Origin of the sequence: Nocardia sp. XZ_19_385, from assembly GCF_015355755.1 — a bacterium.
Classification (GTDB): domain Bacteria; phylum Actinomycetota; class Actinomycetes; order Mycobacteriales; family Mycobacteriaceae; genus Nocardia.
This window is the reverse complement of the sequence record NZ_JACVEE010000003.1, coordinates 228,448-253,290: the sequence shown is the minus strand read 5'-3', so window position 1 is coordinate 253,290 and position 24,843 is coordinate 228,448. Positions and strand designations below refer to the sequence as shown.

Genomic DNA, 24,843 nt, shown 5'->3' with positions numbered 1-24,843 from the left:
ATCGATAGGCCGTGCGGCGCGGCGACGGGACCGAGCGCAACCTCACGGCTACCGTGCTGACCGGACCGCCCCCGCGGCCCCGCGCGCCGGAGTGACCGATCCGAGGAGGGCTCGTGCTCGCAGTAGTGCAGATCCTGGCTGGCCTCGCCGCCCTGATCCATCTCTACATCTTCACCTTGGAGAGCTTGCGCTTCACCGACCGTAAGGTGCACGCGGGCCTATTCCTGGTCGACGACACCGAGCTCGAAGCGGTCAAGCCGTGGGCCTTCAACCAGGGCTGCTACAACCTATTCCTGGCCATCGGCACCTTGGTCGGCGTCTTCCTCGTGCGCCCCTGCCCTGCCGCCGGCTGGGCCCTGATCATCATGGGCTGCGGCTCGATGCTCGCGGCCGCCGCCGTACTGGTCGGCACCGATCGCCGTTTCGCGAAAGCCGCGGCCTCGCAGGGCACCCTGCCCGCCCTGACTTTGCTGGCCGCGCTCACCCAACTCTGAGTGGTCAGTCCAGCCACATCAGGCAGAAGATATGCCCGACCGGGTCGGCGAAGACCCGGAAGTCCCCGTCGGTGTCCTGCTGCACCAGCCGGGCTCCGAGCGCGAGCACCCGCTCCTGCGCGCTCGTCACGTCATCGACGAGCACATCGAAGTGCATCTGCTGCGACGCTTCCGGATCTGGAAAACGGGGTGGCCGGTACTCGGGCGCCGTCTGGAACGCCAGCCTTCGGCCCTCCTGGTCCGCGATGACGATCCAGTCGTCTTCCTCGTCCTCGATCAGCTCGGCCCCGAGCAGCTTGATATAGAACTCGGCCAGCTTGCGCGGCTCCGGGCAATCCAGGACCACACTCCGAAGTTGCCCGATCGCGATACCGTTCCCGTTCGACATCGACCCTCCTTGTAGTTAATCCAGATACAACCTGGCTACCCGGACACCTGCGTCGTAGTCCTCCTGATTTCGCGAGTCCGAAAGTCTCGCGCCTTTCGGACCGATGATTCCGCGTCGGCCGCGCCGTCTACTCCGGTATCCCTATCGCACAGGAGAATCGATGGCCCAGCTCACCGAGCAGGAACGTATGTTGTTCGACGGCAAGAATTTTGCCGTCCTGTCAACGCTGGAACCGGACGGCAGACCGCATTCGACGGTGGTCTGGGTAACATCCGACGGCGACGACATCCTTTTCGCGCTGCCCCGGAGCCGTCGCAAAGTCGCCAACTTGGAGCGGGACCCGCGAGCCGCCGTGGCGGTCTTCGACGCCGCCAATCCCTATGTGAGCGTGCAGGTACAGGGCACCGCAACCCTCGAGTACGACCCGGACGGAACCCTGATCGAGGAACTATCGCACAAGTACACCGGCGGCCCGTACCCCGGATTCGCCGGACCGAATCCGCAGTGGGTCACGGTCAGAATCAAGGCCGAGAAGGTGATGACCGGCTGAATATGGACCGCACCCAGGGCGCGATGGCTAGCGCGCCGATGAACAGCAGCCACGGTATGCGCCACCACCATCGAATGCCGTAGTCCCGGGCGGGTGGCGTCGAGGCCGTCAGCAATCGCGCGGTGGACGACCAGACTATGAAGGCATCCCCGATGGGTACCAGACCGAGCGCATAGCGCTTGCTGCCGGGCAGCGTGAGCGGCAGGCCCAACAGCTCACCCTCCGACCCCAGCGCCCGCGCCAGCTCACGATCGCCGTTGACCCGGGCCGCACCCATCCCGACTACGGTGGCGGACAAGCTGATTCCCGCCACCAGCGGCCCGGAGTCGACATCACCCTTCCCGGCTCGGCCATGCGGATACTCGCGGAGGCCAGGACCGAAACCACCTGGGTAGGCGAGGAATTGCTGCCGGAACGCGGTGTACTGCGAGCGTGCGAAGTCGGCATCGATCTCCGGAAGGAAGCGATGGATCATCGTCTGCGAGGTAGCCCGCGCCCCGTCCGCGACAGACCCGTCCGCCCACGAAACCTCGTGCGGCAGTAGACCGGTCGCCGGATCAAGCCGCCCCCGGACATCGTCGAGCCAGCGCGCAACCACCGCACCGAACCGAGCCCCACGCAGGTGATCGTGCAGCCGCAACGAGGCAATCGCCACCGTCGAATCGACCGGCCATGCCTGCCCGGGATACGCCTGCAAAAACGGCGTCGTCGAGCCTGTGAACGCCGCCGCGATCCCCGCACTACCTTCCTCGAACTGGCGCACCAGCTCAGCATCCGCGCCGCCATCCAACAAGACGACACCACCCCGCAACCAGTTCGTCCACCCCGCCCAGAACACCCCATACGCGGGCACCAACCGCGAATCGAACACCGCTTTCGCCGCGCCCGACTCCAATCTATCCAGCGCCCAACGCGATTCACGCAAAGCCTGCCCCCGGTGCGCCGGATCGTTCAACCCCGCCTGCACCCACGCAATCCCATAGAGCGCATTCACGAAGACATACCCCTCGGGGAACAACCCCTGCGCTTCCTTGTCCGCGCCATCATGAATCGCGCCGCGCAGAAAGGACAACTGCCGAAAGGTCCCATCGGGCTGCTCGCCCACATCGGGCTGCGGCCACACGAACCGCCCCACTGCCACCAGACATGCGACCGTCACCACGACGCCCACTCCGCGCAGCACCCACCGCCACGGCGTCACACTCCGAGCTTGTTCCAAGATCATTCGCCCCTCCCGCAGCCATTATGCCGGGACTGGCAAATATGCCGGAGTGGCTGGCTCCACGCCCACCGACACGACTTTGCACTCCAAGCTTGTTGCAAGATCGTTCCCCCTCCCGCAGCCACTATGCGGGACGGGCGAATCCGCCGGGGTGGTTGACTCCGCACCCGCCGCTACGGGTGTCGCATTCCGCGTCTGTTGCAGAATCGCTCGCCCAACCAGGGCGAAGGCCGAGCGAAGCGAGGCAAGCCCGAAGCAGTGCGGCACCGGGGAAGCTAAGCGCCCCCGGTGCCCATCCGAAAACAGTCGGCAGGACGAAAGCCGAGCGAAACGAGGTGTCGTACTGCCGATTACACCGGATTCAAATTCACCGGCAGCACGCGGTGGCCGTTGGAAATGAAGCTGTTCACGTGCCCCAGCTCACCGGGATCGGCGGCGAAGGTCATGTTCGGGAAGCGCTCGAACAGGGCAGGCAGCGAGATCAGAGCCTCCAGCCGGGCCAGCGGCGCACCGAGGCAGTGGTGCACGCCGTGGCCGAAGGCCAAGTGCTCCTTCGACGGCCGCGTCACATCGAATTCCGCGGCGGTTTCCCCGTGCAGCTTCGGGTCGCGGTTGGCGGCGGCATACGAGGCGAGGATCGGGTCGCCCTTGCCGATGTGGATGCCGCCCTCGATTTCGATGTCGTCGGCGGCGAAGCGCAGCGGCAGGTGGGCGACGGGGGCTTCGAAGCGCAGCGACTCTTCGACGAGGTCGGACCAGGCGACGTTGCCTTCGACCACGGCGGCGCGCTGGTCAGGGCGGGTCAGCAGGGCGTGGATGGCCTGGTCGAGCAGGTTGACGGTGGTTTCGTGGCCCGCGCTGATGACCAGCAGCAGGGTGTCGATGAGTTCCTGCTCCTGGAGCTGGGTGTCGTCTTCCTCGTCGCGGTGCGAGATCAGCAGGCTGGTCATGTCGTCGCCCGGATGTTCGCGGCGGTGGGCGACCAGCTCACCGAGGATCCGGTACATCTCCATGTAGTTGGCCTGGGATTCCTCCGGGCTGAGGGAGGTGTCGAAGATGCCGTCGACGCACTTGCGCAGGCCGTCGTTCAGGAACTCCGGCACGCCCATGAGTTCCGAAATCACTTGGATCGGAAGCGGATACGCGAATCCTTCGCGCAGGTCGACCGGCCCTTCGGTGGCGGCGAGCTCGTCGAGCAGCTTGGTGGTGATGCGCTCGATCCGCGGCCGCATCGCTTCGGTGCGCCGATGCGTGAACGCGGGCGCGACCAGCTTGCGTAGTCGGCGGTGGTCGGCGCCGTAGGCGGTGAACATGTTGTTCACGGCCACCCAGAGGAACAGCGGCCAATCCTGCGGCACTTCACCGTTGATGAACGCCGGCCAGTGCTGGCGCGCATCCTTGGACACCCGGGAATCGATCAGCAGCTTCTTCAGCAATTCGGCGTCGGTCACCGACCACGCACGCACACCGCCGGGCAACTCGACCAGAGTGACCGGCCCGCGCTCGGCGATGCGCGCGGACTCACCTTGAATGTCGGTACCGGTGGGATCCAGGACAATGGGCTGACTGTCCATCTCTTCTCTCCTTAAAACACGTGCAGCGGAGGGGATTTCGGGAAGGTGACCGGGAGGGACACCAATGCGCGATGGAAGGGTCCGGGCCGCCAGTTGAGCTGCTCGACTGCCGGCACCCCCAGCCGCATTTCCGGTAGTGCGTCAAGGATTTGGTCGATGGCTTCCTGGGCGATCAGGTAGGCGACCGACCGGGCGGGGCAGGCGTGCGGGCCGAGGCTCCACGCCAGATGCGAGCGGTTGTCGGTGTATTCGCCCGCGCTGATGGCGGGATCGTTGTTGCAGCCGGACATGCTGATGACGACCGGCTGGTGCGCGGGCAGCCACACCCCGTCGATGAGCATGGGCTGGCGCGGGTAGGACACGCAGTAGTTCGCCATCGGCGGGTCGGTGAACAGCACCTCGTCCAGGGCGTCGCGCGTGGAAAGGCTGCCGCCCAGCAGGTTTCCGGCGAAACGCTGGTCGGTGAGCATGAGCAGCAGCGTGTTCACGATCAGGTTCTGCTCGGGTTCGATGCCCGCACCGTAGAGGGTGACCAGCTGGTGGATCATCTCCACATCGGTGAGCCCGGCGGGATGGGCGAGCAGCCGCGACGTGATGTCGTCGCCGGGTTCCTTGCGCTTGCGGGTGGTGAGTTCCAGCAGCGCGTCGGTGAGCATAGCGTTGCCCTTGTCGGCGTTGACGCCTTCGAAGATGGCGGCCATGCCGGTGGCCACCTGCTGGCCGATATCGGCTGGGCAGCCGAGCATTTCGTTGAGCACCGCGAAGGTCAGCGGGAACGCGTACTGGCTGATCAGGTCGGCGGTGCCGTCGCCACAGAAGGTGTTGATCAGCGGGATCGCGACCCGTTCCACGGTGGCGTGCAGGGCGTGCAGATCGACGCCGCCGATGGCGACGAGGTTGGCCTGCCGATAACGCAGATGCTCGACTCCGGCGCTGCGCAACGCATTCGGGCGCCATTCCAGCATCGGCAGGATCGGGCATTCGCCGGGAACGTTCTGCTGCCAGGTGCGCGGGTCGGCCGGGAAGTGGTCGGGATCGTTGAGGATCCGCAGCGCGGTGTGATAGCCGATGATCAGGGTCGCCGGGATCCCCGGCGACAGCTCGACCGGCACCAAAGAGCCGTATTTCCCGCGCATTTCGTCGTACGCGCGGTGCGGGTCGGCGGCGTACTCCTCGGTGAACAGGGAGATGCGCGGGCCGTCGGAATCCACCGGCGACCCATGTGGCACGGGGCAGCCGGGCGCGTTCCGATCCTGTCCGAGTTGTCGTTGAGCGCCGGGGCCCAGGGGCGTCTGAGAGGGAACTGTCAAGGCAAGGACTCCTGACGGTGGAACAGGAATTCGACGAGCGTGATCAGCGATGGCAGGCAGGTGGTGCGATTGCGGGCATCGAGCGCGGTGAGCGGGGTCTCGGGCGTGAGATCGAGTGCGTCCCGGACCTCTTCCAGCGGGTAGCGTTTGGCGTCGTCGAAGACGTTGACCGCCACCGAGTACGGCACCCCTCGTTCCTCGAGCACCGACAGCACCTCGTCGGAGCGCTCGATGCGCCGGGTGTCGACCAGCACCAGCGCGCCGAGCGCACCGCGGGCGAGCTCCTCCCACAGCGGCACGAAGCGCTGCTGGCCGGGCGTGCCGAAAAGGTACAGCGCCAGTTGCGGATTCAGCGTGATGCGCCCGAAATCCATGGCGACGGTGGTCTGGGTCTTGTCGCCGAGCCCGGCCATGTCGTCGATGCCGATGCTGGCCTCGGTGATGGTCTCCTCGGTGCGCAGCGGCGTGATCTCGGAGATGCTGCTCACGAAGGTCGTCTTGCCGACCCCGAAGTTCCCCGCCACCAACAGCTTTACCGATCGGGTCACGGTCTCCGGCACATAATTGACCTCAGGCCGGGAGAGCACGGAGCCCATCGAGGACCTCCTTGAGAATTGCCAAATGCGGCACGTTGGTGGGCACGGGTATGGCCAGGCATTCGTGGTCGAGCAGGTCGGAGACGACGATCTTCACCACCGAGGGCGGCAGATCCAGGTACGCGGCGATCTCGGCGAGGGAGAGGGCGCCGTTGTTGCACACCTCTCGGACCCGCCGGGCTTCCGGCCGCGCACCCTGCGGCAGGTTGCTACCCGCCGCGACGACGATGGTTACCAGGTCCAGCTCCCGGCTGGGACGCGAGCGCCCGCCGGTACGCACATAGGAGCGGACCAGGTCGGGGTCGCGTCGTGGCCTGGTCATCGCCGATCGCTGTCCGCTCTCCGGTGTGAGTAATTGCCGAGCTCGTGGCCCACGCGGGCGGCGAGTTCGTTCATCCGGTGCGCGACCAGGCTGACGTCGGCCTCGTTGGTGGTCGAAACACCCAGCAGCGCACCGTCTCCGGCGGCGGTGATGAAGATCATCCCGTCGTCGTATTCGGTCATGTTCTGCCGGAGCGCGGAGCCCGCGCCGGACTCGCCGCAGAACTCGCCCAAAGCCTTACCGAGCGAACGCAATCCGGAGGCGGCGGCGGAGAAGCGCTCGGCATTGTCGCGGGTGATGCCCTGCGAGTGCGCGATTCGCAAGCCGTCCTCGGACAGCAGCACCGCGAACCGGACGCCGGGCACGGTGAGCTCTTCGAGTAACCAGCCCAGTTTGTTACTGGAATCGGTGGCGGTGCTCATCAAGGCGTCGTCCCTTCCGTGTTCTCAGCGGCGGCCGCGCGGCCGCTCTTGGATCCGGTCTGCCATGCGGCGGCGATATCTGGTCGAGCTGGTGCGGGTTCGGTGCGCTGGGTGGCCGGCCGGGTGGGCGCGGCGGCGATACTGGGCGCCACCGGACGGCGACGGCGTTTGGGCAGGCCGCCGCTGGTGATCTCGTGCACCGCGAAAGCCTGGTCCGGGCTGTCGTTTTCGGGTTCCGCGGGCCGCTGCACCGCCGGCTCGGGCGGCGCGGCCGCTTCGACGACGGGGGCGGCTTCCGGAGTGGCGAGCAGGGACTCCGGGATATAAACCATCGCCCGCATACCCCCGTAAGCGTTGGGCCCATCGATGTACACAGTGAATCCGTAGCGGCGCGCCAGCGCGGCGACGCCGGGGAAGCCGACCTTGGGCGCCGGTCCGAGCTGATGGATGTCGACGGTGCGCTCCCCCGCCAGGATCTGGCGCGCCTCCTCCATCTGCTCGGAATTCATCCGCACGCCCGCGTCGTCGATGATGACGGTGACGCCGTGATGACCCTCTTGGAAGCTGATGTCCACGAAGGAGGTCGGCGGCGAGTAGCGCAGCGCGTTGTCCAGCAGCGTGGCCAGGGTGTGCACGATCGGCTCCACCGCGCGGCTGATGACGACCCGCTCGGACTGGTTGGACCGCACCCGCAGGTAGTCCCGCACGCGCCCGGTGGCGCCGCCCACCACGTCGGTGAGTGACTGTGCGGGCCAGCGCCGTCCGGGCAGACCGCCGCACACGATGACGTAGGACTGGGCCTGTCGGATCATCTGCTGCACGGTGTGGTCGATGCGGGTGAGCGTGGCATAGACCTCGTCGCCGCGGTGCTGGCGCAGGGCGGCGCTGACCACCTGGCCGGCGTCGGCGCCGAGGCTGACCACCGAGGTGCCGAAGGCGCGGACCGCGCCGCTGGTGGCATCGCGGGCGCTGGCGGTGACCTCCGTGCGCGCTGTCGCGTCGGCCTGGTCGACGGCGGCGCGCTTGCGCTCCTCCGCGTCGGCCTGCACCTTGCGCAACTCATCGGCATAGCGCTCGCCGAGCCATTGCAGGCACTGGACGAAGCGCGAATTCTCCATGCCCTCGGGCACATCGAAGGCGATGGCGGGGTTCTCGAAGCGCCGGATGGCGTCGGTGATCGCCGGAACGGTGTGCACGGCGAAGGATTCGAGGGTGTCCTCGTAGGCGCGCTGCTGGCGGGATAGCTCGTCGATCCGATGTTGTTGCCGTCTACCGGCATTCACGAAGTACACCACGACTGCGATGATCAACGCGGGAGCGATGATCCACGGAAGTACCTGGGCCATGTCTAGGTTCATCCGGCTCCGTCACGCCTTTCTCACACCCGCCGACAAACGAGGCTGAACCGCCTCACATTGCCTGCGGGACAGGCGATCACACCACGCTCCCGCGGACCCGCCCACCCTAGCAGGATCCCGGCGAACTCTCGCTATGGAACCTGCATCCGCGAAACATTCAGCAACCGTTGCCGTTCCACCGCTACCGCCGGTACCGGATACCATGCGCGCATGGCGAAACTGAAGGTTTCCGTAGATGTCCCGCTGTCCCCGGAAAAGGCGTGGGCGCACACGTCCAACCTGTCCGAGCTGGATCAGTGGCTCACCATGCACGAGGCGTGGCGCAGCGAGGTCCCGGCCGAGCTGACCGAGGGCAGCACGCTGGTCGGCGTCGCCACGGTCAAGAGCTTCCGCAACCGGGTGACCTGGACGGTCGAGAAGGTCGAAGCGCCGCGCCGGCTGAAACTGCGCGGCGCGGGCAAGGGCGGCACCAAGCTGGGCCTGGAATTGCTGGTGGCGCCGAAGGGTTCCGGCTCGGAGGTGACCGTGGACATCGACCTCGGCGGACGACCGCTGTTCGGGCCGATCGGCACCACGGTGGCGCGGGCGATCAAGGGCGACATCGAAAAGTCGCTGGACAAGTTCGTCACGCTGTACGGCGAGAAGTAACGACAGAGGGCCCACGATGCCGAAACATCGTGGGCCCCCTGTTCACTCGTCAGTGCACGAGTACCGGTGCGCTACCGTCGGCCGGGATCGAAGGCTTGGTCCGCGGCAGGAAGTACGCCGGGATCAACGCCAGCACCATCAGGATCAGCGCCACCACGAAGGTGTTGCTGAACGCCTCCGCCGCCAGGCTCAGGCCCTCGGCCTTCTTGGCCGCGAATTCCGCCGCCGCTTCCGGGGGCATGGTGGCCGGATCCGGCATGGCCGCAGCCTGTTCCGGGGACTGACCAGCGGTGGGCAGGCCCTTGTCCTTGAACTGGTTGGTCAGGATGACCGCGATGGTCGCCGTGCCGATGGAGCCGGCGGTCTGGTTGATGATGTTCATCAGCGTCGAACCGCGCGCCACCTGCTGATGGGTCAGCGTCTGGATGGCCGCCGTCATCACCGGCATCATGGTGCAGCCCATACCGAGACCCATGACGAACAGCCCGGACCCCAGCATCAGGTACGAGGTGTCGGCCTCGAGCTGGGTGAAGAACGCCATGCCGATGCTGATCACCACGATGCCGGTCAGCACGACCTTGCCCGGGCCGATCTTGTCCACCAGGCGGCCCGCGATCGGCATGGTCAGCATGGCGCCCAACCCCTGCGGCGCCAGCATCAAACCGGCCGACAGCGCGGTCTCACCCTGCACCGAGATCAGGTAGGACGGCAGCAGCAGGCCCGCACCGAAGAACGCGGCCGCGAACAGGGTCATGGTCAGCACCGAGTACAACAGCGCCTTGTTGCGGAACAGGTACAGGTCGATCAGCGGATGCTTGGCGCGCAGGGCGTGGAAGACGAACGCCACCAGCAGCGCCGCACCGAGGAGCATGGTCACCCACACCTTGGGCGCGGTGATCTTGCCCTCGTCCGGGATCGAGGACACGCCGAACAGGAACAGCGCCAAACCCGGTGAGGCGAGCAGCATGCCGACGAAGTCGAACGCCTCGGAGGGCTGCGGCTTGTCCGTGGGCAGGATGATGAACGCGTAGATCAGCGCGATGATGCCCAGCGGGAGGTTGATCAGGAAGATCCACTCCCAGGAGAAGTCATCGATCAGCCAGCCGCCGAGGATCGGGCCACCGATCGGGCCGAGCAGCATGGGAATGCCCAGCACGGCCATCACGCGGCCGATCCGGTGCGGACCGGCGGCGTGGGTCATGATGGTCATACCGAGCGGCATGAGCATGCCGCCGCCGATGCCCTGGACGACGCGCGCGGCGATCAGCGTTTCGATGCTCCAGGCGAAACTGCACAGCACCGAACCGAGCACGAAGAACGCGAGCGCCGAGATGTAGAGGCGCTTGGTGCCGAATCTGTCGGCGGCCCAGCCGGTCAGCGGGATGACGGTGGCCAGCGCCAGCGTGTAGCCGGTCATCGACCACGCGGTCAGCGCGTAGCTGGAGCCGAACTCTTTCTGGAATTCTGGGATGGCGATGGTGACGACGGTGATGTCGAGAATCGACATGATCGCGCCGAGCACAACGACGCCGGCGATCTTGAAAACCCCTGCATCTAGCTTGTCGTCGGCCGGGTCTTGGTCGGCCTTGATATCCGGAGGTGATGTCACCGGTTAAGGGTGCCAGTTGACCGGACAAATAACCAGACATATCCCGATGGTCAGGAGGGTGACTGCCGCCACCCTCCCGCACTCGGCTACTTCGAGATTTCGGCCAGCTCCTTCTGCACCACCTCGTCGTGCGCGGCGGCCTCGGCGGCGGCCTTCTTCGGGCTCCAGTGGCCGGACATGAGGAACACGAACGGGATGAACAGCACCTGGGCGATCAGGCAGATCCACCACCAGCGGCCCCACTGGTCGGCCGAATCATGCTTGGCCTGCTGCACTTCGGGGCCGCGCTCGGCCAGGTAGGCCTGGTCCGAGGCGGAAATGGTGCTGATCGCCTGCAGCTTCGCGCCCGCGTCCTGCAGCTTCGGGGCCACCTTCGCGGCGACGGTGAGGTCATCGCGCGGCACCGCCTGGGTCGCGGTGAGCCGGGCGATCGCGTCGTTCACCGGGATGTTGAACTTCTGCGCGACCTGACCGACCGCGGCGAGCCCGGCATTGCCGTCGGCCGGGTTGGCCGCCAGCGCCGCCTGGGTGTCGGGCTCTATGGCGTTGAGCGTCTGGAGTTCCTGGGGGTACTTCACGTTCAGCGCCATAGCCGTCTGGATCTCGGCGGCGGTGGCGCCGGTCAGCTTCTGCATCGCGGTCAGCTGGGCGACCTGATCGCCGGGGTTGGCCTGCAGTGCCGCAAGGGTTTCCGGGCCGACGGTCTGGATGGTGGCGAGTTCGGAGCCGTGCTTGGCCTGGATCTCGGCCAGCCGCGGGCCGTAATTCACCAGCGGCCCAGCGGCATTCACCACGAGCAGCAAACCGAACAGCACCAGCGTGACCACGCCGCGCAGCGTGCCGCCCCAGACCGCGAGCCCGACCGCGGTGGCGGCGGGATTGCGTTCCTCCACGGTTTCGGTGAAGCTCGCCATCCAGGTGGAGTAGGCGATGCCGGTGCCGATCGCGATCAACGCGAAAATCCAGGCCCAGGTGTAATACCCGGCTTCCGGATTGTCGTTGTGCTGGATCAGGATGAACATGCCGACGATGGAGATGAGCGCGCCGACAATCATGAACGGCTTGCGCACTTTCAACCAGTCCGAGGCGATACCGGCCGCGACGAGCGCGATCGCATTGGCGCCCCAATACCAGTTGCCCAGCGCGTTGGCCTGCGCCGAGGTGAACCCGAAGTTGGTGGCCATGTAGACCGCGAGGAAGGAGATGATCGTATAGAAGAAAGCCAGGAAAAGGCTGATGCCCAAAGCGGATCCGACGATATTCAGTTTCAGCATCTGCTTCCACTGACCTTGTTCCAGCTCTTCGACATTCAGCCCGCGGGCGCGTGCCTCGATCAGTGCCTTGTCGCGCAGCGACACCATTACCTGGTCGCGCAGCGCGGGGCTCAGCTCACGCAGTCCGATTACGGCGAACACCGAGATCACCAGGCAGATCACACCGCAGAGCCGGTAGTGGTACTGCCAGTCCGGGTGCGCGTCGAGCGTGCGGGTGGAGATCGCGGTGGTCACCAGCGCGCCGATCACGGGCCCGAGTGTCCAGAAACCCATGGCCGAGGCGCGGCCGAGCTGCGGGGAGAAATCCCGGATCAACGCGGGCGTGGCCACCAGCACCGCACCCTCGACCACGCTCACCAGGATGTAGACGACGAGGTAGGCCTCTTTGCTCGTGGTCGCCGGCACCGCGAACAGCGTCAGCGCGGAAACGATCACCACGCCGTAGGCCACGATATTGGCGCGCCCCCACCGGTCCAGCAGACCGGCGACGAGTGAGGCGACCGCGCCGAACGCGGCGCCGATGATGAAGATCCAGACGAAATAGGCGAACGACAGATCGAAATAGGCGATCAGCTCATTGCCGACCGCGCCGGTGACAAACAATTGGTAGTACAGCGCGATCGAGGTGATGACCACGACGGTCAGATACCAGGACCGCGCCGGCGTATCGGGATAACTGGGAAGTTTGCGCTGCCAGAGCCCGGTGAGCAGGGTCGGCGAAGCGGGGATCGACGTCGAACTCATAGTCGAATTGCCTTTCTAGCCTCGGCCGCTCGCGCTGAATCACGGCGATGGGCGAACGAGCGGCCGGGTGCAGAAACTGTAGCGACCGATCTTGATCCACACGCGGTTTCCGGACACCCCGTCCCGCTCATCGGAATCTGCAATTTTCGAAACGAATACGACGAAACAGCGCAGGCCATCGTTGCCGATGGCCTGCGCTGTGTGTGGCGTATGTAGTTGTTGACGAGCGGCGTCAGGGCTTCAGTGCGATTTTCGCGCTGCGGCCCGGGGTTTCACTGGCGACGGCGGCTTCGGCGGCCGAATCCAGCGCGTAGGTCTCTTCGACCTCCAGTGTCAGGGCGCCCGTCGCCGCCATCGTCACCAGCTCGGTGATGAGGCGGCGCATGTCCTCGCGGCTGGTCTGCTCGGCACGCTTGGAGCCCCAGAACCCCTTGATCACGGCCTGCTTGAAGATGATCGGGCCGGGATCGATGATCAGCGGCTTGCCCGAGAGCGCACCGAAGGAGATCAGCTCACCGCTCGGTGCGAGCAGCGAGAGCAGATCGTTGGCCGCGCTACCGCCGACCTGATCGACCGCGCGCACGATCGGTGCGCCGCCGGTCAGCTCGGCAACCTGCTGCTGCCAGCCCTCGGATCCGGTGTCGACGACCGCCTCCGCGCCCTGATCCTGTAGCGCCTTCGCCGATTCCGCGCTGCGCACCAGGCTCAGCACGTGCACACCGCGTTGGCGGGCAAGGACATTGAGCAACCGGCCAACCGCGCCGTTGGCGGCGTTGATCGTAATCCATTCGCCCGCCGCCACATTCAGGTCTTCCAGCAGCATGAGCGAGCTCAGCGGCATGGCCATCAGCTGGGCCGCGGTCTCGTCCGGAATCGAATCCGGCAGCGGCACCACCTGAGTGGCTTTGGCCAGGAAGAACTCGGCCCAGGCCTCGTGGATGCCCGAAACGCTCACGCGCTGACCGACTTCCAGGCCACTCACGCCCGGACCGAGAGCATCGATCCGGCCGACGGCCTCGGTGCCCGGGATCGCGGGCAGCGCCGGCTTGTAGCCGTACACGCCACGAATGGTCGCCAGGTCGTGATTGTGGATCGGCGCCAGGATCAACGCGATCCGCACCTGGCCTTCGCCCGGCTCGGGCATCGGCCGCTCCCCCGCGGTCAGCACGTCCTTCGGTTCACCGAAGGAGTCGATCACCACCGCGCGCACGGCTCAGTCCTCCGCGACGGTGACGGTGACGTCGATATTGCCGCGAGTGGCGTTGGAGTACGGGCAGACCTGGTGCGCCTTGTCGGCCAGCGCCTGCGCCTCGTCGCGGGACAGGTTCGGCAGCGTCACCTCGATGACGACGGCCAGCTGGAAGCCGCCCGCGTCGTTCTTGCCCAGGCTGACCTTGGTGCCGACCGCGGAGTCGTCGACGTTGACGCCGTCGTTCTTGCCGACCAGGCGCAGCGCGCCGTGGAAGCAGGCGGCGTAGCCGGCGGCGAACAGCTGCTCGGGGTTGGTGCCCTCGCCGCTGCCACCGAGCTCCTTGGGCGAGGTCAGGTCGACATCGACCTTGCCGTCGGTGGTGCGGGCGTGGCCGTTGCGGCCGTCGCCGGTGGCGAGGGCTTCGGCGGTGTAGAGGGTGTTCATGAGTGCTCTCTTTCGCTTCGAGGGTGCGCGGCCCGCGGTTGTGCGGACAGCGTCTCGGTCATGTGCCGCAAGGTGTCCCGCAGGGCGGCGAGTTCGTCCAGGGACAGGCCGACGGCATCGGCCATTTCGTTCGGTATGTCGCGGGCCTGGGCCCGCAGTTCGCGACCGGCGCCGGTGAGCCGGATCTCGACCCGCCGCTCGTCGGCGGTGCTGCGGTGACGCTCCACGAATCCCGTCGTTTGCAGCCGCTTGAGCAGCGGCGACAGCGTGCCGGAATCGAGCGACAGCGCCGTGCAGAGCTCACCGACGGAGCGGCCATCGCGTTCCCACAGCGCCAGCATCACCAGGTATTGCGGGTAGGTCAGCCCGAGCTTGTCCAGCTTGGACCGGTAGACCGCCGTCATCGCCCGCGACGCCGCGTACAGCGGGAAGCACAGCTGCTCGTCGAGACGAAGATGGTCGGTCACGTTCTGAACGGTAGTCCGCAATTAAGTTGTGCACAACCGAACTGCTGGTGTCCCGCGTCACACCGTTTCCGTCGCCCCGGGGCACGCCGGTGCCCAAAGACGTAGTACTGGATCCCGGCGTGCGCCGGGACGACGGAGAAATACGGTGCGACACCGGATCAGCGAATTACGCGGTGCCCCAACGAGTGTTGAGCTGCTCCTCGGCCGCGGCGGTCAGCGAGCCGAAGAGCCGCAGGCGGGCGAGACCACCATCGGGGTAGATATCGAGGCGCACGTGCGTGGCCGCACGGTCGTTGTGCAACCGGAACCGGTGCGGGGTGTCGGGCTGCAACCTGGTCCGGGGCAGCAGCTCGAACCAGGCCGCGTCGTCGGCGGCCGGCAGCGGCTCGTCGCCCTGGTGGTCGATACCGAGCAGCCGTGCCTCGCCCGGCGCGTTGAACAGCAGGTTGGTGGTGTCGAGCTCGAGCAGCTGCGGCACGCCCTGGGCGGCCAGCTGGATTGTCGCCCAGTCGTTTCCGCTGTCGCGGCGACGCTTGGTCTCCCAGCCTTCGGCCTGGTTACGGGCCAGTCCGGGGCTGATCATGTTGTCGGGCGCGGAGTAGAACATGTCCGAGCAACCCAGGCCGCGAGCGCCGTTGGCGAGTGCGGCCAGGTCGACGGTCAGGCCGGTGAGCAGCGCCGGGTCGGGCACCACTTCGCCGTGCACGCGCAGCCGGGCCACGCCGCCGTCGGGGTAGATGGTGAGCCGGACATGGGTGAACACGCGGTCGTCGGAGACCGGGAACTCGTGCACGGCGTCGCCGGTCAGCGGGCTGCGCGGCAGGATCTCCACCCAGTCGGCCGACTCCAGCTCCGCCACCGACGGGTAGCCCGAGACGCGGCAGGCCTCGATCGAGGCGAACGGCGGGTAGTTGCCCTTGAACCACGCGGTGTCGATGACGACGCCGCGGACCACACCGGGCATACCGAGCCGCACGATGGCCCAGTCGTCGCCGGGGCCGCGGTGCCTGCGGGTCTCCCAGCCGTCGTACTCCTGGCCCTTGGGCCCGAAAGTCTCCGGGGAGAACTTCGGGGCCCACGGGTTGATGAGGTTCTCGCGCTCCTCGAAGGACTCGTCGCTGGCCGCGATCACGCTGCCGAGATTGCTGCGCAGCGCCAGGTCCGGTAGTGCGGTGAAGTCTGACATGTCTTCTCCCTCAGCTATTTTCGATGAAGCGGCCGGCAGCGCGGTCCCCCACGACCGCGCCGCGCAGCCAGGTCGACTGGACGACGCCCGACAGCTCGCGCCCCTTGTATGCCGTGATCGGGTTCTTGTGCTGCAACGCGGCCGGCTCGACGGTGAACGCCGCGTCCGGATCGAAGGCGACCAGATCGGCATCGCAGCCGACCGCGATCCGGCCCTTGTTCTCCAGTCCGACCAGGTCGGCGGGCGCTTCGGCCATCCAGCGGATGACGTCCTCGAGGCCGAAACCCCGGGTGCGCGCGGCGGTCCAGACCGCGGGCAGGCCGATCTGCAGCGAGGAGACCCCGCCCCAGGCGCTGGCGAAGTCGCCCTCCTTCATGGCGGGCGGGCACGGCGAGTGGTCGGAGACCACGCAGCACAGCACACCGTCGGCCAGACCCTGCCACAGCGCGTCCTGGTTCGCCGAATCCCGAATCGGCGGACAGCATTTGAACGCGGTGGTGTGCGCCTCGGCGGCCGCCAGGGTCAGATAGTGCGGGCAGGTCTCGGCGGTGATCCGCACACCCCGGGCCTGCGCCGCGGCCAGCGGTGCCAGACAGTCCGCCGCCGACACGTGCAGGATGTGCGTGCGGGCGCCGGTCTTCTCGGCGAGTGCGATGATCGCTTGCACCGCAGCGCTTTCCGCCGCTCCCGGCCGTGATTCCAGGAAGGCGTCATACGATCCGTCAACCGGCTCACCCAGCTGACCCGGATCCTCGGCGTGCACGATCAGCAGCCCGTCGAACGCGACGAGCTCGGTCATCACCTCTTCGATCTCGGGCAGCGACAGCGGCGGGAACTCGTCCACGCCGGACGGGGACAAGAAGCACTTGAACCCGAACACACCCGATTCATGCAGTGGCCGCAGCGATTTCAGGTTCCCCGGAATCGCGCCGCCCCAGAACGCCACGTCCACCTGACACTGCCCGGCCGCCGCCGCGCGCTTCGCCGCCAGCGCGGGCACGTCGACGGTCGGCGGCAACGAGTTCAGCGGCATGTCGACGATCGTCGTAACACCGCCCGCCGCAGCCGCTTTCGTCGCGGTGGCGAACCCTTCCCAGTCGGTGCGACCGGGTTCGTTGACGTGCACGTGCGAGTCGACCAGACCGGGCAGCAGGACCAGATCCGCCAGATCGGTGGTGGTGGTCGCCGCCAGATCGGTGGCGTAGTGGTCGATGGCTGCAATTCGCCCGTCCCGCACCGCGATCGATGCGGGACGAATCCCCTCCGGCAGGACCACGCGGCGCGACCGGATCACCAAGTCATACATGCCTGCTCACTCCTTGCCCACGAAACGGCTCGGCATCTGCCGGGATGACGGCGGGCAACCGCCGCCAGCTTCCGACCGACCCGGAGGCGACGCCCACGAAACCCGCGACGACACCCACCAAACCGGCAACGGCGCCTACCGAACCCGCAACGGCCCCCAGGCCCGCGGCGGCGCCTACCGAACCAGCGGCGACGCCCACCAAACCCGAGGCCAGACCCACCGAATTCCCGGAACTACCCATGTCCACCAGCCACCTTGCGAAGGTTGTTGTCCACCAGCCACTTTCCGGCTACCTTGGCCGCCAGGTGCTCGAGCAGCGGCCCGGCGTGCAACATGCACGCGGCCGGGTTCGGCTCGATATCGGTCAGCGCGTAGGCCTGTTCGATATCGACCCGCCGCAGCTGCTCGGCGGTGATCGAGCGCCGCCCGGAGACGGCGATCACCGGCACACCGGCGGCTTTGGCGATCCGCGCGACGCCGACAGGCGCCTTCCCGTGCAGCGTCTGCTGATCGAGGGAGCCTTCGCCGGTGATGACCAGCCGCGCTCCGTCGACCTGCCCGGAGAAACCGAGCTGGTCCAGGATCATGTCGATCCCCGGACGCGCCTGCGCGTTGAGGAACGCCATCGCGGCGAACCCGACCCCGCCGGCCGCTCCCGCGCCGGGGCGCTCGGCCACATCGATGCCGAGATCGCGCTTCACGATCAACGCCAGCCGGGCCAGACCCCGCTCGAGATCCTCGACGTCGAACTGCTTGGCGCCCTTCTGCCGGGCGTACACGTTGGCCGCCCCGCGCTCACCGAGCAGCGGGTTGTCCACGTCGGAGGCCACCGTCACCAGCGGCACCCGCACCATTTCACTGGCGTCGATGCGGGCCAGACGGCGCAGTGCCGCGCCGCCCGGCGCCAGCTGTTCGCCGCGCTCGTCGAGGAACTTCACACCGAGCGCGGACATCATGCCCGCGCCGCCGTCGGTGCACGCACTTCCGCCGAGCCCCAACAGGATTCGCCGGGCACCGCGTTGCGCGGCGGCCCTGATCAGCTCGCCGGTGCCGGTGCTCGACACGGTTCGCGACGTCGACGAGGTCGGCGGGTGTGGCATCTTGCGGACGCCTGAGGCCTCGGCGAGCTCGATCACGGCCGTCTGGTCGCGCATAGCGAACGACGCGACGACCTGATCACCGATCGGCCCGGTGACGCTGGTGCGGAACCGGGCGAAACCCGAGGCCACCACCGCGTCGACCGTGCCGTCGCCCCCGTCGGCGACCGGAACGGTCACCATGGGGACATCGGGACGGACCCGGCGCAGGCCGGCAGCCAGATGTTCGGCCACCTGGGGTGCGGTCAGCGAGCCCTTGAACTTATCGGGCGCGATGACCACATATCCTTCCCGCCACCGGGGCCGTGGCGCTCGCCGAGGCGTGATCACCTGGCGCCCCCGACAGCCTCGGGCTCCGGCTGGTGGGCGGTCGCGGTGGGCGCGTCCTCCAGCGACTGGGCGAGTTCCTCGAACTCCATGATGTTGTCGATCTCGAGGCCCATCGACACGTTGGTCACGCGCTCGAGGATGACTTCGACGACCACCGGCACCCGGTGCTTCGCCATCAACGCCTTGGCGTCTTCCATCGCCGACTCGAGCTTGTCCGGTTCGGTGACCCGAATCGCCTTGCAGCCCAGGCCTTCCACGACCTTGACGTGGTCCACACCGTAGCCGCCGATTTCGGGGCTGTTGATGTTGTCGAAGTCGAGCTGGACGTAGTAGTCCATGGAGAAGTTGCGCTGCGCCTGCCGGATCAACCCCAGGTAGGAGTTGTTCACCACGACGTGGATGTACGGGATCCCGAACTGCGCGCCGACGGCCAATTCCTCGATCAGGAACTGGAAGTCGTAGTCACCGGAGAGCGCGACCACGGTCGCCTCCGGATCGGCGGTGGCGACACCGAGCGCGGCGGGCAGCGTCCAGCCCAGCGGCCCGGCCTGACCGGCGTTGATCCAATGCCGCGGGTGGTAGACGTGCAGCAGCTGCGCCGCCTGGATCTGCGAGAGGCCGATGGTGCTGACGTAGCGGACGTCGGGTCCGAACGCCTTGTTCATCTCCTCGTACACGCGCTGCGGCTTGATCGGCACCGAGTCGAAGTGCGTCTTGCGCAGCCCTTCGTTCTTGCGGTGCTTGCACTGCTTGGCCCAGTCCGCGCGGCTCGGCAGCGTCTCCGCGGCCTTGCGCTCACGCGCCACCTCGAGGAACACCTGGAGCGCGGCGCCGGCATCGGAGGTGATGCCGAAGTCGGGCGCGAAGACCCGGCCGATCTGCGTCGGCTCGATGTCGACGTGCACGAAAGTGCGGTCCTTGGTGTAGGTTTCGACGCCGCCGGTGTGCCGGTTGGCCCACCGGTTGCCGATGCCGAGAACGAAATCGGCCTCCAGCATGGTGGCGTTGCCGTACCGGTGCGAGGTCTGCAGGCCGACCATGCCCGCGTGCAGCGGGTGATCGTCGGCGATGGTGCCCCAGCCCATCAGCGTCGGCACCACCGGAATCCCGGTCAGCTCGGCGAATTCGACGAGCAGCTCGGCCGCGTCGGCGTTCACGATGCCGCCACCGGCGACGATCAGCGGGCGCTCGGCCTGAGCCAGCATGTCCAGGACCTTCTCGGCCTGGGCGCGGCTGGCGGCGGGCTTGTGCACCACGAGCGGCTCGTAGGTGTCGATGTCGAACTCGATTTCGGCGAGCTGCACATCGATCGGCAGGTCGATCAGCACCGGACCCGGACGACCCTCACGCATCAGGTGCAGGGCCTTCTGGAAGGTGCCGGGCACCTGCGCGGGCTCCAGCACCGTGACGGCCCACTTGCAGACCGGCTTGGCGATCGAGGCGATGTCGACGGCCTGGAAGTCCTCCTTGTGTAGTTTCGCCACCGGCGCCTGACCGGTGATGCACAGGATCGGAATGGAATCCGCACTGGCCGAATACAATCCGGTGATCATGTCGGTGCCGGCCGGGCCGGAGGTGCCGATGCAGATACCGATGTTGCCGGCCTTGGCGCGGGTGTAACCCTCGGCCATGTGCGAGGCGGCCTCGACGTGGCGGGCCAGTACGTGCTTGAGTCCGCCGTGGGCGCGCATGGCGCTGTAGAACGGGTTGATCGCGGCGCCGGGCAGGCCGAAAGCCTGTGTCACGCCTTCCTTTTCCAGGATCAGGACCGCCGCGTCGACGGTACGCATCCGTGCCATATCAGTTCTCCGCCTCATCGGTCACATCGATCAGTACCCAGCCTTCGGGCACATGGGTCACGCACTCTTCATGTGCGACAGCAGTACTCACGCGTTGTCTCGCTTCGACAACGCCTCGGCAACCAGCAGCAGACCGGAGTGGTCCAGGTTGCCGTAGCCCATGGCGCGGGCCGCGGCGATGAGCTGCGCGGTGAGCGCGCCCATCGGGATCGCCACCTCGGCGTCGCGGGCGGCGGCCAGGATGATGCCCATGTCCTTGTGGTGCAGGTCGATCCGGAAACCGGGGACGAACGAGCGCTCCAGCATGGTCTTGCGCTTGAGCTCGAGGATCTTGCTGCCCGCGAGACCACCGGCCAGCACGTCCAGGCCCTTGCCCGCGTCCGCGCCCAGGTTCTCCATCAGCAGGATCGCCTCGGCGACAAGGGCATACGTGCCGCCGACGATCAGCTGGTTGGCGGCCTTGACGACCTGGCCGGCGCCGTTCGGGCCGACGAGCTCGAAGGTCTTGCCGACCGCCTCGAAGATCGGCTTGGCCGCGGCGAAGTCCTCTTCGCTACCGCCGACCATGATCGACAGCGCCGCGTTGACCGCGCCGGGCTCGCCGCCGCTGACGGGAGCGTCCAGAACCCGCAGGTTCTTCTTGGCACCCTCGGTGGCGGTCCACCGCGAGGTCTTCGGGGTGATGGTGGAGAAGTCGATGTAGAGGGTGCCGGGGTTGGCGTGCTCGAGCACGTCGGCGAACACCGACTCCACGTGCTCGTCCTGCGGCAGCATCGTGATCACGATGTCCTTGTCGCGCACGGCTTCTGCTGCACCGGAGGCGACATTGCCGCCCGCGGCCTTCAGCTTGTCCAGCGCGGCGGTGCTGAAGTCGAAGCCGGTGACCTCGTGGCCCGCGGCGACCAGGTGGCCCGCCATCGGTCCACCCATGATGCCCAGTCCGACGAATCCGATCTTGCTCACGTTTTTAGTGCTCACAGCGTCCAGCTCCAATCCAGGTCTGCGTCTTTGTATTCCAAGCCGATCCAGCCGTCGTAGCCGACGGACTCGAGGCTGTTGAAGAGTGCGGTGAAGTCGAGATCACCGGTGCCGGGACGGCCGCGGCCGGGGCTGTCGGCGATCTGCACGTGGCCGATGCGATCGGCGTAGGTGTTGATCACCTGGTGCAGGTCTTCACCCATGCGCGACAGGTGGTAGAGGTCGCACAGGAACTTGATGTTCGGTTCACCGGCAGCATCGATGATGCGGATCGCGTGCTCGGCCGAAACCACCGGATAGTCCGGGGACTCCGGCGCATTCAGCGCTTCCAGCAGCACCGTGGCGCCGATCCGGGACGCGGCCTGGGCGGCCAGGCGCAGGTTCTCCAGCGCAAGCTCGTCCTGCTTGGCCGGGTCCTCGCCCTCGATCCGGTTGCCGTACAGCGCGTTCAGCGCCTTGCAGCCGGTGCGCTCGGCGATACCGACGGCGACCTCGATGTTGTCGCGGAAGGTGGTGACCGCGCTGGGCACCGAGACCAGGCCGCGGCCGGCCGGGATCAGGTCGATGAAGTTCAACCCGACCAGCTGGACGCCGGCGTCGGCGATCGCCGAGACGAACGCGTCGATCTCCTTGTCGCCCGGCGTCGGATCGGTGCCGAAGGGCCACCAGAATTCGACACCGTCGAAGCCCGCCGCCTTGGCAGCGGCCGGACGCTCGAGCAGTGGCAAATCAGTGAAGAGAATCGAGCAATTGACATCGAATTTTGGCACGATCAAGCTCCTTTCTTGTATTTCTTCCAGCTGCCGATCTCGGTGATGTCCTTCAGCTCCGGGTAGGAGGTCGGCGGCTTGCGCATCACCATGGACAGCACCGAGCGGTTGTCCTGCAGCTCGATCACGCCGAGCTCCAGTTCCGGCGGTTCGGCCGGAAGCAGCTTCTCCCGCAATACGTCCAGGGAGATATCGAACAATTCACCGGCGATCGGCGCGCCGCCATCGGCGACAGGCGCGAGGCCCGGGAACCGGTCGCCCACCGAATAAAAGCGGTAACGCGGCGCGGTTTCGGCTTCACCGGCGAACGGTGCACCGTCGAGCAGGTAATTCAGGGGTCCTCCGCGCATAGCGGAGCCGTTCAGGAAAATCAGAGGCATTTCAATGCCCTTCTCAGGGTTGGTATTTAGAAATTACTTTCGGATATCGTCGTCGAGCCGATCGCCGAGTTCCTCGCGCTGGTCCTGTGCGGCGGCGAACACCGACACACCCTCGCGCTTGCCGGCGCGAATCTCGTTGAACACCACGTTCAGCACGATCGCCACCACCGCTGTCGCACTGATCCCGGATTCCAGGACCACGGCGATCCCCTTCGGGAACGCGTGCCAGAAGTCCGGCGCCGCAATCGGAATCACGCCGATCGCGACACTGACCGCGACGATGACCATGTTCAGGTTGTCTTCGTAATCCACCCGCGACAGCGTGCGGATACCGCTGGCGGCCACCGAGCCGAAGAGCACGATCGCCGCGCCGCCGAGCACCGGATAAGGAATCCCGGCGACCACCGCGCCCACCACCGGCAGCAGCCCGAGCAGCGCGAGAATCGCGCCACCGACCGCGACCACGTAGCGGCTCTTGATGCCGGTCAGCGCGACCAGTCCGACATTCTGCGCGAACGCGCTGCACGGGAAGGAGCCCACCAGGGGCGCCACCGCGCTCGACGCCATATCGGCGCGCAGGCCGTCCGCCAGCCGCTTCTTGTCGACCTTGGTCGGCAAGATCTCACCGATGGCGAGAATGTCGGCGGTGGCCTCGGTCATGATCACCAGGATCACGATGGTCATGGCGACGATCGCGCCGATTTCGAAAGTCGGCGTACCGAAATGCAGCACCGAGGGCAAGGCGACCAATTTGGCATCGCCGACTCCGGAGAAATCGGCTTTGCCCGTGCCGACCGCCACGAGTGTTCCGATGACGAGGCCGATCAGAATGGACAACCGGGAAATCGCGCCTTGGAAAAGCCGGCTGATCACCAAGATGATCAGCAGCGTCAAACCGGCGTACCCGATATTGGCCATGGAGCCGTAATCGGTGGCTTTCGCATTGCCACCCATCGCCCACCGGAACGCCACCGGCATCAGCGACAACCCGATCACCGTGATGATCGTGCCGGTCACCACCGCCGGGAACAGCCGCACCAGGTGTGCGAAGAACGAAGAGGCGATCAATCCGATGACACCGGCGACGATGATCGCGCCGAACACCGGCCGCAGCCCGCCGTCATTGGCGATCGACACGATCGTCGACACACTGACGAACGAAATGCCTTGCACGATCGGCAGTCTGGAGCCGAACGGCCCCAGGCCCAAGGTCTGCAGCATGGTGGCCAGACCCGAGACGAACAGTCCCGCGGTCACCAGCAAGGCCATGTCGGTGGCCGACAGTCCGGCCGCCCCGCCGATGATCAGCGGTGGCGCGATGACACCGCCGTACATCGTCAGGATGTGCTGCAAACCATACGCAATCAGTTGCAGCGGTGGATATTTCGTATCTTCCGGCCGGACCGTGGCGGTTGAAGCAGCCCCGGCGGGCGGGGTGCTACGGCGGTTGAACATGGGTGTCGCCTCTCCGCGATCAGCAAAATCCGGGCACGGCGTGCCAGGCGGAACCGGCGTCGCTGGCGTCGTCACGAACCACCGAGGCCTCGATCAGGCCGTACGGGCGATCGGCGGCGATGAAGACCTCGTTCGGGTTCTCCAGCGAGAACGGGCTCAGGTCGACCAGGAAGTGGTGCTTGTTCGGCGCGGAGAACTTGATCTCGGCGACCTCACGGTGCTGCTCGAGCACCGCGCGACCCATGCTGTACAGGGTCTGCTGCAGCGCGTAGGAGTGCACGGCGGCGAACTGGCGCAGCAGGATCGAGCGGATCGAGTCGAAGGACTTGTCCCAGTCCGGAACCTCGGCGTTGTCGTAGCGCCACTTGGCGACCAGCGAGGTGGCCATGATGCGGTCGTTGGTCGGCTGCAGGGTCGTGTACTTGTCCTTGAAGTACCCGTGGAACTCCGAGCCGGTGGTCTTCAACAGCACCAGGTCCTTGATGCCGGAGACCACGTGCGCGCGCCGATCCGGGCCCACACCGTCGACATTCACGTGGACGGTACGCACGCCGGCGCCGCTGCGCACGAACGAGTGATCGTGGCCGATGCCGTCGACGTTGATGCGATCCCAGGCGTACTCCTCGATCTCCACGCGGGCGCCGTCGGCGCCGGGGCAGCGGGCGATGAAGTGATCGGCCAGGGTCAGGCCGTAGTTCTCGATCGCACCGATCTCCTTCTCCTTGGCGAAGGCGAAGGCGGTGTTCTTCTGGGTGTCGGTGGGGAGCACGTCCTTCTGATCACCGGTGATGTGCGCGTCCTCGAAACGCCCACGGAGAGCGGAAGATACGTTCAGATCACGGATCTGGTGGCGAGCGGTGTCGCGGTAGACGCGGACGACGCGGCTCTCGGCCTTGCCGTACTGGTTGGGTCCAAGCTGGATGGCCAT

At 66.8% G+C, this 24,843-nt stretch carries 26 protein-coding genes; 3 read left to right on the top strand and 23 right to left on the bottom strand.

What is annotated here, in order from left to right:
* Positions 1 to 113: 113 nt before the first annotated feature.
* Positions 114 to 494: a DUF1304 domain-containing protein gene (locus IBX22_RS24790; protein WP_194818107.1), complete on the top strand. Its 381-nt coding sequence runs from the start codon at positions 114 to 116 to the stop codon at positions 492 to 494.
* Positions 495 to 498: 4 nt separating this feature from the next.
* Here IBX22_RS24790 and IBX22_RS24785 read toward each other — a convergent pair whose 3' ends face one another.
* A complete protein-coding gene (locus IBX22_RS24785) occupies positions 499 to 882 on the bottom strand; it encodes a VOC family protein (RefSeq protein ID WP_194818106.1) in 384 nt (127 codons plus the stop codon).
* A gap of 160 nt (positions 883 to 1,042) precedes the next feature.
* On the opposite strand from IBX22_RS24785, the gene IBX22_RS24780 reads away from it, so the two are divergent.
* Complete coding sequence (locus IBX22_RS24780; RefSeq protein WP_194818105.1) at positions 1,043 to 1,432, top strand: PPOX class F420-dependent oxidoreductase; 390 nt, start codon at positions 1,043 to 1,045, stop codon at positions 1,430 to 1,432.
* Here the strand turns inward: IBX22_RS24780 and IBX22_RS24775 are convergent.
* The 7 genes from IBX22_RS24775 to IBX22_RS24745 all read right to left on the bottom strand — a co-directional run bounded on the left by IBX22_RS24775 (position 1,404) and on the right by IBX22_RS24745 (position 8,236).
* Positions 1,404 to 2,657, bottom strand: coding sequence for a hypothetical protein (locus IBX22_RS24775; protein ID WP_228539395.1), 1,254 nt, complete (start codon positions 2,655 to 2,657; stop codon positions 1,404 to 1,406). The genes IBX22_RS24780 and IBX22_RS24775 overlap by 29 nt on opposite strands.
* 347 nt (positions 2,658 to 3,004) lie before the next feature.
* Complete coding sequence (locus IBX22_RS24770) at positions 3,005 to 4,228, bottom strand: cytochrome P450 (RefSeq protein WP_194818104.1); 1,224 nt, start codon at positions 4,226 to 4,228, stop codon at positions 3,005 to 3,007.
* Positions 4,229 to 4,239: 11 nt separating this feature from the next.
* On the bottom strand, positions 4,240 to 5,439 hold the full coding sequence (locus IBX22_RS24765; protein ID WP_309234779.1) for a cytochrome P450: 1,200 nt from the start codon (positions 5,437 to 5,439) through the stop codon (positions 4,240 to 4,242).
* Between the two features lie 95 nt (positions 5,440 to 5,534).
* Positions 5,535 to 6,134, bottom strand: a complete 600-nt coding sequence (locus IBX22_RS24760; protein ID WP_194818103.1) for an ATP/GTP-binding protein — start codon at positions 6,132 to 6,134, stop codon at positions 5,535 to 5,537.
* Positions 6,109 to 6,456, bottom strand: coding sequence for a DUF742 domain-containing protein (locus IBX22_RS24755; protein WP_194818102.1), 348 nt, complete (start codon positions 6,454 to 6,456; stop codon positions 6,109 to 6,111). Before IBX22_RS24755 ends, IBX22_RS24760 begins: the two co-directional genes overlap by 26 nt.
* Positions 6,453 to 6,878 carry a roadblock/LC7 domain-containing protein gene (locus tag IBX22_RS24750; RefSeq protein ID WP_194818101.1) on the bottom strand — a complete coding sequence of 142 codons (426 nt, stop codon included), beginning with the start codon at positions 6,876 to 6,878 and terminating at the stop codon, positions 6,453 to 6,455. Before IBX22_RS24750 ends, IBX22_RS24755 begins: the two co-directional genes overlap by 4 nt.
* Positions 6,878 to 8,236 (bottom strand): sensor histidine kinase, encoded by a 1,359-nt coding sequence (locus IBX22_RS24745; RefSeq protein ID WP_194818100.1) that lies wholly within the window; start codon positions 8,234 to 8,236, stop codon positions 6,878 to 6,880. The genes IBX22_RS24750 and IBX22_RS24745 overlap by 1 nt, the downstream gene beginning before the upstream one ends.
* A 210-nt stretch (positions 8,237 to 8,446) precedes the next feature.
* Between IBX22_RS24745 and IBX22_RS24740 the strand changes: the two genes are divergently transcribed.
* A complete protein-coding gene (locus tag IBX22_RS24740) occupies positions 8,447 to 8,884 on the top strand; it encodes an SRPBCC family protein (protein WP_194818099.1) in 438 nt (145 codons plus the stop codon).
* 49 nt (positions 8,885 to 8,933) lie between these two features.
* On the opposite strand, the gene IBX22_RS24735 is transcribed toward IBX22_RS24740, so the two are convergent.
* The 15 genes from IBX22_RS24735 to pucL form a co-directional block, all read right to left on the bottom strand.
* Complete coding sequence (locus IBX22_RS24735) at positions 8,934 to 10,493, bottom strand: DHA2 family efflux MFS transporter permease subunit (protein ID WP_194818098.1); 1,560 nt, start codon at positions 10,491 to 10,493, stop codon at positions 8,934 to 8,936.
* A gap of 86 nt (positions 10,494 to 10,579) precedes the next feature.
* Positions 10,580 to 12,511 (bottom strand): MFS transporter, encoded by a 1,932-nt coding sequence (locus IBX22_RS24730; RefSeq protein WP_194818097.1) that lies wholly within the window; start codon positions 12,509 to 12,511, stop codon positions 10,580 to 10,582.
* Positions 12,512 to 12,743: 232 nt separating this feature from the next.
* Positions 12,744 to 13,721 carry a zinc-binding dehydrogenase gene (locus IBX22_RS24725; RefSeq protein ID WP_194818096.1) on the bottom strand — a complete coding sequence of 326 codons (978 nt, stop codon included), beginning with the start codon at positions 13,719 to 13,721 and terminating at the stop codon, positions 12,744 to 12,746.
* A gap of 3 nt (positions 13,722 to 13,724) precedes the next feature.
* Entirely contained in the window at positions 13,725 to 14,147 is a 423-nt protein-coding gene (locus IBX22_RS24720) for an organic hydroperoxide resistance protein (RefSeq protein ID WP_194818095.1), read from the bottom strand.
* Positions 14,144 to 14,614 carry a MarR family transcriptional regulator gene (locus IBX22_RS24715; protein ID WP_309234778.1) on the bottom strand — a complete coding sequence of 157 codons (471 nt, stop codon included), beginning with the start codon at positions 14,612 to 14,614 and terminating at the stop codon, positions 14,144 to 14,146. Before IBX22_RS24715 ends, IBX22_RS24720 begins: the two co-directional genes overlap by 4 nt.
* A 166-nt stretch (positions 14,615 to 14,780) precedes the next feature.
* Positions 14,781 to 15,800 carry an allantoicase gene (gene alc / locus IBX22_RS24710; protein WP_194818094.1) on the bottom strand — a complete coding sequence of 340 codons (1,020 nt, stop codon included), beginning with the start codon at positions 15,798 to 15,800 and terminating at the stop codon, positions 14,781 to 14,783.
* A gap of 10 nt (positions 15,801 to 15,810) precedes the next feature.
* Positions 15,811 to 17,106 carry an allantoinase AllB gene (gene allB / locus IBX22_RS24705; RefSeq protein ID WP_194818093.1) on the bottom strand — a complete coding sequence of 432 codons (1,296 nt, stop codon included), beginning with the start codon at positions 17,104 to 17,106 and terminating at the stop codon, positions 15,811 to 15,813.
* Complete coding sequence (locus IBX22_RS24700; RefSeq protein WP_194818092.1) at positions 17,099 to 17,347, bottom strand: hypothetical protein; 249 nt, start codon at positions 17,345 to 17,347, stop codon at positions 17,099 to 17,101. Before IBX22_RS24700 ends, allB begins: the two co-directional genes overlap by 8 nt.
* Positions 17,340 to 18,485, bottom strand: coding sequence for a glycerate kinase (locus tag IBX22_RS24695; protein WP_194818091.1), 1,146 nt, complete (start codon positions 18,483 to 18,485; stop codon positions 17,340 to 17,342). Before IBX22_RS24695 ends, IBX22_RS24700 begins: the two co-directional genes overlap by 8 nt.
* Positions 18,486 to 18,529: 44 nt before the next feature.
* Positions 18,530 to 20,332, bottom strand: coding sequence for a glyoxylate carboligase (gcl, locus tag IBX22_RS24690; protein WP_194818090.1), 1,803 nt, complete (start codon positions 20,330 to 20,332; stop codon positions 18,530 to 18,532).
* 87 nt (positions 20,333 to 20,419) lie between these two features.
* Complete coding sequence (locus tag IBX22_RS24685; RefSeq protein WP_194818867.1) at positions 20,420 to 21,295, bottom strand: NAD(P)-dependent oxidoreductase; 876 nt, start codon at positions 21,293 to 21,295, stop codon at positions 20,420 to 20,422.
* An 11-nt stretch (positions 21,296 to 21,306) separates the two neighbouring features.
* Complete coding sequence (locus IBX22_RS24680; protein ID WP_309234777.1) at positions 21,307 to 22,080, bottom strand: TIM barrel protein; 774 nt, start codon at positions 22,078 to 22,080, stop codon at positions 21,307 to 21,309.
* Positions 22,081 to 22,082: 2 nt separating this feature from the next.
* Entirely contained in the window at positions 22,083 to 22,460 is a 378-nt protein-coding gene (locus IBX22_RS24675; RefSeq protein WP_194818089.1) for a gamma-glutamylcyclotransferase, read from the bottom strand.
* A gap of 33 nt (positions 22,461 to 22,493) precedes the next feature.
* The gene (locus tag IBX22_RS24670) at positions 22,494 to 23,915 is read right to left on the bottom strand and encodes a nucleobase:cation symporter-2 family protein (protein ID WP_194818088.1); all 1,422 of its coding nucleotides are present in this window, start codon (positions 23,913 to 23,915) and stop codon (positions 22,494 to 22,496) included.
* A gap of 19 nt (positions 23,916 to 23,934) precedes the next feature.
* Complete coding sequence (pucL, locus tag IBX22_RS24665; RefSeq protein ID WP_194818087.1) at positions 23,935 to 24,843, bottom strand: factor-independent urate hydroxylase; 909 nt, start codon at positions 24,841 to 24,843, stop codon at positions 23,935 to 23,937.

Coding starts and splice junctions, on each gene's coding strand:
- IBX22_RS24785 (WP_194818106.1), bottom strand. CDS start 882: ATGTCGAACGGGAACGGTATCGCGATCGGGCAACTTCGGAGTGTGGTC.
- IBX22_RS24780 (WP_194818105.1), top strand. CDS start 1,043: ATGGCCCAGCTCACCGAGCAGGAACGTATGTTGTTCGACGGCAAGAAT.
- IBX22_RS24775 (WP_228539395.1), bottom strand. CDS start 2,657: ATGATCTTGGAACAAGCTCGGAGTGTGACGCCGTGGCGGTGGGTGCTG.
- IBX22_RS24770 (WP_194818104.1), bottom strand. CDS start 4,228: ATGGACAGTCAGCCCATTGTCCTGGATCCCACCGGTACCGACATTCAA.
- IBX22_RS24760 (WP_194818103.1), bottom strand. CDS start 6,134: ATGGGCTCCGTGCTCTCCCGGCCTGAGGTCAATTATGTGCCGGAGACC.
- IBX22_RS24755 (WP_194818102.1), bottom strand. CDS start 6,456: ATGACCAGGCCACGACGCGACCCCGACCTGGTCCGCTCCTATGTGCGT.
- IBX22_RS24750 (WP_194818101.1), bottom strand. CDS start 6,878: ATGAGCACCGCCACCGATTCCAGTAACAAACTGGGCTGGTTACTCGAA.
- IBX22_RS24745 (WP_194818100.1), bottom strand. CDS start 8,236: ATGAACCTAGACATGGCCCAGGTACTTCCGTGGATCATCGCTCCCGCG.
- IBX22_RS24740 (WP_194818099.1), top strand. CDS start 8,447: ATGGCGAAACTGAAGGTTTCCGTAGATGTCCCGCTGTCCCCGGAAAAG.
- IBX22_RS24730 (WP_194818097.1), bottom strand. CDS start 12,511: ATGAGTTCGACGTCGATCCCCGCTTCGCCGACCCTGCTCACCGGGCTC.
- IBX22_RS24720 (WP_194818095.1), bottom strand. CDS start 14,147: ATGAACACCCTCTACACCGCCGAAGCCCTCGCCACCGGCGACGGCCGC.
- alc (WP_194818094.1), bottom strand. CDS start 15,800: ATGTCAGACTTCACCGCACTACCGGACCTGGCGCTGCGCAGCAATCTC.
- allB (WP_194818093.1), bottom strand. CDS start 17,106: ATGTATGACTTGGTGATCCGGTCGCGCCGCGTGGTCCTGCCGGAGGGG.
- IBX22_RS24700 (WP_194818092.1), bottom strand. CDS start 17,347: ATGGGTAGTTCCGGGAATTCGGTGGGTCTGGCCTCGGGTTTGGTGGGC.
- gcl (WP_194818090.1), bottom strand. CDS start 20,332: ATGGCACGGATGCGTACCGTCGACGCGGCGGTCCTGATCCTGGAAAAG.
- IBX22_RS24675 (WP_194818089.1), bottom strand. CDS start 22,460: ATGCCTCTGATTTTCCTGAACGGCTCCGCTATGCGCGGAGGACCCCTG.
- IBX22_RS24670 (WP_194818088.1), bottom strand. CDS start 23,915: ATGTTCAACCGCCGTAGCACCCCGCCCGCCGGGGCTGCTTCAACCGCC.
- pucL (WP_194818087.1), bottom strand. CDS start 24,843: ATGGCCATCCAGCTTGGACCCAACCAGTACGGCAAGGCCGAGAGCCGC.